This is a genomic window from Paracoccus salipaludis, from assembly GCF_002287065.1.
Classification (GTDB): Bacteria; Pseudomonadota; Alphaproteobacteria; order Rhodobacterales; family Rhodobacteraceae; genus Paracoccus; species Paracoccus salipaludis.
In genome coordinates this window covers 1-8,215 of sequence record NZ_NSJZ01000038.1, presented here as the reverse complement: position 1 = coordinate 8,215, position 8,215 = coordinate 1, and the positions used below count along the sequence as shown (strand labels likewise).

Sequence of the window (8,215 nt, the reverse complement as noted above, 5' to 3'; positions counted from 1 at the left end):
CGGCAGTCTACTTCCAGTTATTGGAGATAAGGTGCCTATGACGAGAGCCGAATTGATCGACCGCCGACCTCATCGCGGGACTTGGCTTCAGACCGAACGGGCAGCGCATGAGGCATGGGCACGCTTGATCGACAAGTCACCGCTGGCCGCGAAGATCATGCACGTCCTCACAGCGCGGGTTGGAAACCACAACGCGGCAGTTATCAGCCAGAAGAACCTAGCCCGACTTGCCCATGCATCCGAGCGCGGCGTGAGAGATGCCTTGCGGGTGCTGGAAGCCGACCGCTGGCTTGAGATGCGCCAGATCGGCGGACGCGGCACGGTGAACGCCTATGTCTTGAATGATCGGGTTGTATGGAGCGGCAAGCGCGACGGCATCCGCTACAGTCTGTTTAGCGCAGCTGTGGTGGTCTCGGATGACGAGCAGCCCGACGCCGCTGAGCTGGAGCATCAAGAGCCGCTGCGTCGAGTTCCAACCCTTCATCCTGGCGAACGCCAGTTACCCGGGGGCCCCGGCCTGCCGCCTGTGTCGCAGCCGTTCTTCGAAGGTATGGAGCCGGACCTTCCTGCCCTCGACCGGCAAGAGACCGAAGGAGCTGATCCCCAATGATCGACGACCCCGAGAACCACACCATCCGCCTGCTTCAGGAGATGCGGGCCGAGATGCGCAAAGGCTTCGAGGACGTGAACCTGCGTATCGACGGGCTGACTCATATCCTTGTCACGCTGGCCGGGCACATCCACCAGCACGATGAGCGGATCGAGCGGTTAGAAGGCAGAGCGGAAGATTAACCCCCTGTCCTACTCTGCCGCCTCTCACGGGCATTCTGACGCAGTGCGCCACCATCCCGAACCGGCCCCATGCAGGCCGGTTTTTTTTGCTGTCCTGCCCGTGTCCTAGAACGTGTCCTTCTTGTGTCCTATTAATGCGTCATTCTTCTCTGTCCGGCGGGACACCAGAAAAGGACATGACAATAAACGCGACGCCTCTCATACCGGGACAGGACACCGGACAGGGCAGGGACGGACATGAGCAAGCTGTCATTGCGCGAGGCAGCAAAGTTGGCAGGACGTGGAAAAACCACGATTCACGCTGCTATCCATGATGGCCGACTGACCGCCGAGCGCAACGAGTCGGGTGGATACGAGATCGATCCGGCCGAGTTGCATCGCGTCTTCCCGCTCAAGGCGGACCCGGACACCGGACAGTTTATCGATCAAAGGACACCCAAGGACAGGCAGGACAGTAACGATGCCGAACGTCCTTCGCTGTCCTTGGCCCTTTCAAGGACAGCGACCAGGACAGGACGGGCAGGGCGCGCGCTTGCCACCGCCGAGCAGGAACTGGCCGAAGCCCTGCGGGAGATCGAGCGCCTGAAGACCGAGGCCGAACGCGAGACCCACCACGCCCGCGAACTGGCCGAGAAGGAGATCGGGCACCTGCGCGAAACCCTGGAAGTCGAGCGCGCCGCGAAAATCGAGCTTGCTGCTGCCCATGCCGCGCACCTAGCGGACCTGCGCCGCGAACTGAACCAGATGCGCGCACTGATGCCCCCCCCGGCCCCTCTCCCGACCGCCCCAGTCTCGGCCCCTGATCCCGCGCCGTCCCTGACCTCCCCACGCGGCCGCTGGTGGCCCTGGCGCCGCGGCTGATCGACCATCCCCGCTCAACCGGGAATAGCCGCCCCGCCCGTAACCGGTGTTATGGTAAGTTCCCGGGGACGGCGGGGGATCAGCCGGGGGTTGTGCGTTTCCACCCTCCCGAACGAAGCCGGGACCAAGCGGGAACCCGCATCTAATGTGAGGGTCAGGCGCGCGCCTGAGAAGAACATCGGCTCCTGCCCGGTAAGAAGCTGGGGCTTCGGGTTGCCTGAGGAACTCCCGGCCGTTCTCCTGCCTTGAGGCTGTAGAGGCAAAGCGCACAGGCTCTCCTCCTCCTGAGGCTGCCCCTGCCGCATAGGGCAGGGGCAGTTTGCCAGACCGCAGCTCAGATTACGGAGCGATGCCGGCCTCGATGCACCTGGTGCTCCAGAGTTTGCCCTTCATGCAGCGCGGAAAGCCTGCCAAGCTGCGCTGGTTAGGTGACAGGCGCGCGGCATGCCGCAGGCGCAGCCAAACAAGACAAGAGCCTTCTTCCCCCAGGATTCGAGGACGACATGCTTGACCACGCCCAGATCAACGCCCCGCAGTTTGAAGCCGACATGGAGGCAGTGCCGGGCACAGCCCCAGAGGGACCGCGTGCACCGGCACAGGCTGGGGCTGCCCCGCGCCTGGACGCGCTGATGCTCCTGCCCTTCCAGATCGCAATGGCGTTGCCGGCCGCAGTCATTGCCCAAGGCAACTCGTCGGCCATTCTGCGCCAACTGTCCTGGCAGCGCGAGCGGGCCCGTCGCTGAGCCGGGCCTGTGTTCAAAAACAGCCTCTAATCCAAACTTTTCCTTGAAAGGTTAGGGGAGACGCCTGTCTCATGATCGGGCTTGGCTTGAGGCTTTGAATCTGCATTTTCTGCTAGGAAATGCAGCACGAACAGCTTCCGGCCCCATTCATCGGTTACCTCGAGATGCCATTCGGTGCCATCCCAGAACCGCTCCCCCATGTCGTGTAAGATCTCGCCGCTCGTACGGACAGCGACTGAGCGCGCTGTCTGGATGTCAGGCAGTTCCGTGCCCTCGTGATCACGCAGGGTGATGCCGTCGATGATATGGAAGAAGTACCGCGGCATAGGTTTCGATCCATGTGGGAGGCGAGAGCACGAGTCGTCTCTCAGGCGACAACGCCTCCAACCTGGCTGCCGATGCATATGGCACAACAGGTAATGCAGAATGTTACCTGCCTGCATGTGACCTTGAGAGATGATCAGCCTTCTCAGGGTCGAACCATGCCGGTCAGGATCTCGGCGGGACGATCGGTCCAGCGATATCGGACCTTGTAGCCGAGCTTCGCCAGCCCTCGGCCAGGCCGGATCAGCACATCGAAGGACACCGTGCCGGGCTGGGCGGCATCCGCCACCGGAACCCAATATTCGCTGACGTCCGAGCAGCGGTGGTTTCCGCCCCGCGGTCGGGGCGGCCAGTTCTCGCTCTGGGTCGCCTCGTCGTAATGGGCCACCTCCAGCATCGAGACGATGCGCCCGCCCAACCGCACCTGGCGGCAGATTTGGCGAAGGTCGGCCGGAACCTGGCTATAGTTCAGGGCCGTGACGCGCATCCGGCCCCAACCCTTCCAGCCTTCCGGGGCGGGTAGCACGACCGCGGCGAACTGCAAGGCCGGCCGCTCCACGATCCGCAGGGCCGGAAACAGCTCGCGGAACGGCCGGGCCTGGGCGAACTGGTCCGCGTTGGCGTCGGGGGCGTCAGGGTCGGCCGCGATCATGCGCTGGATCTGGTCTTCGGTCAGGTGCTGGGCGGTCATAGCAGGCTCCTTTCCTGCAAGCTGTCGAGCCAGCCCTACCAGAGCGCCCGCAGAGCCGTGGAGAAGGCCAAATAGGGTGAGTTGGCAGACCATCCAAGACGGCACGCAACGCGCCAGGTGCTGGCGTGTACCACGATGCCGAGGACAGGGGCGAGATAGGCTAGATTGACCTTAAGCACTATGCATGATGCACGTTTAGGTAGCATAAAATAATCAGTTAACAATCATAAGGGCAGGGCTGGCAGAACGCGGACCGTGTGGCAGGCACGCAACCGCTTCGCCATGCCCTGCCATGACGAGTGCATGGGCGATCAGGCCTCACACAAAGAGAGCAAGGGAACTAAACTACACTTCAGGTTGTAATATATCAGCAAATTCTTGAGTCCTGTGTTTAGAGGGAGGAAATTATGGGCAAGCCAAGCACGTTAAAAAGCTTCCAGTTTGAGCTTATTATAGACAAGCTGAACCCTCTCGAAGGATTTTCAATAAGAGCAGAAACCCGTGAGAATATGATTCTCATCTTTGTTGAAGATCTCCGCGAACATCCTGACTTCAAAGGCAGAAAACCTGCATACGGATGGAACGACATTTTCCAAACCCTTTCCAGGATTGGTCTTGACTCGGCCAAAGCAGTCGTTTCGCTCGGATTCCGCACTGAGGCGGTCAACTCTAACAGCGGAGAAACTTTCAATATCGGAGTGGCCCAACTGGGATGGACCTGTGCGATAGTCCCTAACCGCATTCCCGAACCAATCCGTGTCCCGGATTGTGGGTTAGATCCAGTTCCCAATCCTGCTCAAGGCGGCCTCGATGTCCGGCCTTGCCCCCGCACCTCATGACAGCGGCGCGATGCGCGGCCGCCGCATGATCGCGGGAGGGCAACGCGGCTTGCGACATGCTGTTCCAGGCCGCACTCGCAGCCACATGTCACAACCCGCTTCTGAAGTCCGCCGCCAAGCGCCTCAACAAAACCAAGCGCCTCAACAAAAACGGCAAGCCGCACAAGCCGGTCATCATCGCGATCGCCAGACGGCTCATCACCATCGCAAACGCAGTCCTGAAGACTGCCACGCCATGGCAGCATCAAACCGGCGCATAGACACAGCACTCACCGTTCAGGAACCTGTCTCCGTGATAATGGGAAGCTCGTCCCGAAGCTTCTCGTAGAGAGGGCGGTACGCCTTATGGTGCTGGTACGCGCTCAAGGCTTTCAAGATCAGCATCCATTCCTCGGCCGTGAGACGGGGCCCCTTCTCGCAGAAGGGGAAGATGCTTGAGACGGTTCGGGAGTGCATCGAACTGGCCTTTTCACAGGAACGCAAAGACCCCGAACACTTGGGGCGCCGCAAAGGTCAGAAAGAAAGCACCTAACTTTGTGTGATAAAGCGCGCGGGACAACGCCTGCCAAGCGCCGCCTCTGGCCGTTCTAGGCCAGGTCCGAGCTTCAAAAAGCTTTCATGGGTCTGCCAAGACGGGAACAGACAGGACTTTGCAGAGGTTCGATGATCGACTTGGACAGTGATCAAGTCAGACTTCAGTTGCGAAGTCTTTGCCAGTTACCGGGCCTATTCCCTGCCCGGTAACTGGCTCCTCTCCGCCGGGTCGCAGCATCGCGCAGCAGTCGCCATGATCATCGCGCGCCGCTAGGCCGAACGCGAGCTAACGTTCTGACCTCAAAGCGACGGCAGGGCAGGCCCGCCCCGGAGACCTCACAGATCGGAGGGGCGGGCCTGCCTGGCTCCGTAGGCTACAACCCGTGATCCAGCTCGTCGTCCCGGCGCGCATGGGCCTCACGTTCCTTCACCAGCTCCAGCTGGCGGGCGCGCTCGGCCTGCTCCGCCACCTGTCGGTCCCGGTCCAGATCGCGGGACAGGTCGTCGCGCAGCCCGCCCTCGGCGGCTTCCGCGAAGAACTCGCCCCAGGCATCGGGCGCCGGCTCCAGCGCCTCCAGCGCGCGCTCGGCCACCCGCCCGAGCCAGTCGCGGGCCTGGCTGGCCAGCTCCTGGGCCACGCGCCCGACCTCCAGGGCCCGCGCCCGGACCTCCTGCCAGACCCGCACCGCCGCGACCTCGATCCCGCGCTCCTTGAGCTGCCACGCCCCGAGCGACAGCTGCGGCAGGGGTGGACGGTCCAGCTCCACGGCGCGCACCGCCTGCACCAGCTCCTCGACCTCGTCGCCGCGCGCCCGCGCCTCGGCCGCCAGCTCCAGGGCTTCCTCGCGTTGCGCCTCCAGCGTCCGGTGATCGATGCGCAGCGCGTGGCCCGCCCGCTCCAGGGCGGCGTTGGCGTCCTGCGCCCAGGCCTCCCGCCAGTCCTCCAGCACCGCCACGGCGTTCCAGTCGCGGTTCTTGGCGGTGAACCCCTCGGCGTCGATCTCGCGGGTGGTCAGCAGGATATGGGTGTGGTGGTTGCGCTCGTCGCCCGTCAGCCCCGGCGCATGGAGCGCAATGTCCGCGACCATGCCCCGGTCCACAAAGGACCGCTGGCAGAAGTCGCGGACCAGCGCGACGCGCTGCGCGTGGCTCAGCTCGGCCGGCAGCGCCACGCGGATTTCGCGGGCGAGCTGGCTGTTCTTGCGCGTCTCGGCGGCCTCCACCCGGTTCCACAACTCGGACCGGTCATGGACCCAGTCCGGCGCATGGGCAGGGGCGAGGATTTCGACATGGGTGACGCCGCTGCGGGCGCGGTAGTCGAAGTCGAGCCCCGTGCGCGCATCGTGGATTAGCTCGCCCGCGCGGTAGGCGGCCGCCCCCGTGGCGCTGCGCCCGGCCGAGCGGGAGATCATCGAGGCCCGCAGGTGATAGATCGCCATGGGTGCGCCGCGCTCAAGCCAAGGGGTCGAGGGGAAGCGCAGCCTCCCCCGCCCACATAAACGCGGCACGCGTTTGTATAAGTGGGCACTTCGTGCCTTGCAGCCTAGCTGCTCTGGGGTCAGTCTGGCAACCATTGGACGAACGAGGAATTGCAGAATGGCGCGCAGCATCGACCAGCAGATTGCCGAAGCTCAGGCCCGCTTGAACCGGCTCAAGACAAGGGCCAAGGCCACTGAGACCCGCCGCAAGATCATCGTCGGCGCCATTGTCACCACCGAGGCCCTGAAGGACCCCAAGATCGCTCGCTGGATGGCCGCCACCCTGCGCAAGAACGCCACCCGCGAGGTGGACCAGAAGGAACTGACCGGATTGCTCGCGGACCTCGACGCCAAGGCAGCCGAGGCATGAGCGAAACGCCCAAAAGCCCCGCCCAGGTCATCAACGACCTGACCGACCAGGTCCGGCTCCTGCGCCAGGACGTGGCCGTCCTCACCGCCACCGCGACCACCAAGAAGGAAGCCGCTGCCCTGCGCGCCTCGGTTCAGGCCTCCGCGCAGGAAGCCCATGACCGGAGCGCGAAAGTCCTCGATGCGGCCGAGCGGGTCATCGACCGAAGTTACCAGGCCAACCTCCAGGCGGCCCGGGAGGGCGCGGCCAAGGCCGTGGCCGGGCTTCAGGACGAGGTCAGGCAGGCGGCCAACCGGATGCGCCTGGAGGCCCTGAAAGGCAGCCGGCAGGCCCTCTACTGGTCAGGTGGGGTGTTCGCCGTGGCGGGCGGCCTTGTCGCCCTGGGAGCCCTTCTGGGCGCTCTGGGGCACTTCTGGCTACAGGGACGGGCCGATGCCCGCGCCTTCGGGGAGCATCCGGGAGTCTTCTGCAAGGGGGCCGGCGGGACCGTGGTGACCAACGACGATGGCAGTTCCTACTGCGCCTTCTGGATCACCCACCCATCACAACTGCGGAAATGACTTGGATCAGCGGGCGACCATTTCTGCAGCGTCCTGGCTGAACTGGTCGATCCTGATCTGACGGTCGGGGAAGCGCGCCACGATCTCCAGCTCGCCCCCCATTGCCTGAATGAAGCGCCGCAGCGTCCCGATGTACATGTCGGTGCGCTTCTCCATCTTGGCGACGGACGCCTGATTGATGTGGAGGATCGCCGCCAGCTCCTCCTGGGACAGCTTCATGGCGCGGCGCACCTCGGCCAGGGCCATTTCGCTCTCAAGCGCCTCGGACTTGGCGCGGGCGCGGTCCTGCGCCTCCGGCGACATCCGGTTGCGAAGCGTCGAAAAAGAAGTGCGTCCGGTCATGTCCTGATCAATCCTTCTGCCTGGAGGGCGTCGATGTGCTGATCGTAGAGATCATCGGCCACCGGGATCATCTCTTCGTAGAACCTGTCGTTCCCCGTCTTGTCGCCGCCGATCAGCAGGATCGCCGTGCGCCGGGGATCGAAGGCATAGAAAACGCGAAACGGATTCCCATGGCTCTGCACCCGAAGCTCGCGCATGTGGTCGTGCCGGCTGCCATTGATCCCGCTGGAGTGTGGATAGGGCAGATTGGGACCACGGGCCTCAAGGCGCTGCACATAAGCATCCACATCCTCCTGTTCGGCCTCGGTAAGCGTGACCCACCAAGTTCCAAACTCGTCAGTGTATTCGATTTCCCAAGCCATTGGGGCATATTATGCCTTCAAGGGCATATTTCAAGGCATCGCAGCCTCTTGGGCCTCCCCCCGCACCCCCCTCGAACCGCTGGCGGGGCCTCAATGGCCCCGCCAGCGGTAGGCCGACAAAAACTCCACAGCCCGTCCCAAGGGCGGGGGGTCGCCAGCTCCCTGGAGGGGCGCGCCCCCCCGGCGCGCAAGCGCGCCCGGACTGTGGATTTTTTGCCGTCCTTTAGATCATAAGAAGGCGGCGATTATGTATCCAATGAAATCAAATACTTGCATGGTGGACCCCGGCAATAGCTATTGCCGGGGGTGCGGCAGTCTA

The 8,215-nt window shown here is 63.5% G+C and carries 13 protein-coding genes; 8 read left to right on the top strand and 5 right to left on the bottom strand.

The features are described from left to right. Positions 1-124: 124 nt before the first annotated feature. From CK240_RS16870 to CK240_RS16855, 4 genes are all read left to right on the top strand, one after another. Positions 125-610, top strand: coding sequence for a hypothetical protein (locus tag CK240_RS16870; protein WP_240517541.1), 486 nt, complete (start codon positions 125-127; stop codon positions 608-610). Beyond that, positions 607-792, top strand: coding sequence for a hypothetical protein (locus CK240_RS16865; RefSeq protein ID WP_095641466.1), 186 nt, complete (start codon positions 607-609; stop codon positions 790-792). Before CK240_RS16870 ends, CK240_RS16865 begins: the two co-directional genes overlap by 4 nt. Positions 793-1,029: 237 nt before the next feature. Further along, entirely contained in the window at positions 1,030-1,653 is a 624-nt protein-coding gene (locus CK240_RS18790; protein ID WP_167650097.1) for a hypothetical protein, read from the top strand. Between the two features lie 503 nt (positions 1,654-2,156). Continuing rightward, on the top strand, positions 2,157-2,396 hold the full coding sequence (locus CK240_RS16855) for a hypothetical protein (protein ID WP_095641464.1): 240 nt from the start codon (positions 2,157-2,159) through the stop codon (positions 2,394-2,396). A gap of 26 nt (positions 2,397-2,422) precedes the next feature. On the opposite strand, the gene CK240_RS16850 is transcribed toward CK240_RS16855, so the two are convergent. Both CK240_RS16850 and CK240_RS16845 read right to left on the bottom strand, forming a co-directional pair. Further along, positions 2,423-2,722, bottom strand: a complete 300-nt coding sequence (locus CK240_RS16850) for a DUF6894 family protein (RefSeq protein WP_205957899.1) — start codon at positions 2,720-2,722, stop codon at positions 2,423-2,425. Positions 2,723-2,865: 143 nt separating this feature from the next. Continuing rightward, positions 2,866-3,411: a hypothetical protein gene (locus tag CK240_RS16845; protein ID WP_095641463.1), complete on the bottom strand. Its 546-nt coding sequence runs from the start codon at positions 3,409-3,411 to the stop codon at positions 2,866-2,868. A 407-nt stretch (positions 3,412-3,818) separates the two neighbouring features. Between CK240_RS16845 and CK240_RS18390 the strand changes: the two genes are divergently transcribed. Further along, complete coding sequence (locus CK240_RS18390; protein WP_135058885.1) at positions 3,819-4,250, top strand: hypothetical protein; 432 nt, start codon at positions 3,819-3,821, stop codon at positions 4,248-4,250. A 56-nt stretch (positions 4,251-4,306) separates the two neighbouring features. Then, positions 4,307-4,510 carry a hypothetical protein gene (locus CK240_RS18385; RefSeq protein ID WP_135058884.1) on the top strand — a complete coding sequence of 68 codons (204 nt, stop codon included), beginning with the start codon at positions 4,307-4,309 and terminating at the stop codon, positions 4,508-4,510. Positions 4,511-5,158: 648 nt separating this feature from the next. Here CK240_RS18385 and mobQ read toward each other — a convergent pair. Next, on the bottom strand, positions 5,159-6,223 hold the full coding sequence (gene mobQ / locus CK240_RS19490; protein ID WP_095641461.1) for a MobQ family relaxase: 1,065 nt from the start codon (positions 6,221-6,223) through the stop codon (positions 5,159-5,161). A gap of 157 nt (positions 6,224-6,380) precedes the next feature. Between mobQ and CK240_RS16830 the strand changes: the two genes are divergently transcribed. Then, complete coding sequence (locus CK240_RS16830) at positions 6,381-6,632, top strand: hypothetical protein (RefSeq protein ID WP_095641460.1); 252 nt, start codon at positions 6,381-6,383, stop codon at positions 6,630-6,632. Beyond that, positions 6,629-7,192, top strand: a complete 564-nt coding sequence (locus CK240_RS16825; RefSeq protein WP_095641459.1) for a hypothetical protein — start codon at positions 6,629-6,631, stop codon at positions 7,190-7,192. Before CK240_RS16830 ends, CK240_RS16825 begins: the two co-directional genes overlap by 4 nt. Positions 7,193-7,198: 6 nt before the next feature. On the opposite strand, the gene CK240_RS16820 is transcribed toward CK240_RS16825, so the two are convergent. Both CK240_RS16820 and CK240_RS16815 read right to left on the bottom strand, forming a co-directional pair. Next, positions 7,199-7,534 (bottom strand): XRE family transcriptional regulator, encoded by a 336-nt coding sequence (locus tag CK240_RS16820; protein WP_095641458.1) that lies wholly within the window; start codon positions 7,532-7,534, stop codon positions 7,199-7,201. Then, the gene (locus tag CK240_RS16815; protein ID WP_095641457.1) at positions 7,531-7,896 is read right to left on the bottom strand and encodes a type II toxin-antitoxin system RelE/ParE family toxin; all 366 of its coding nucleotides are present in this window, start codon (positions 7,894-7,896) and stop codon (positions 7,531-7,533) included. The genes CK240_RS16820 and CK240_RS16815 overlap by 4 nt, the downstream gene beginning before the upstream one ends. Positions 7,897-8,215 lie beyond the last annotated feature (319 nt).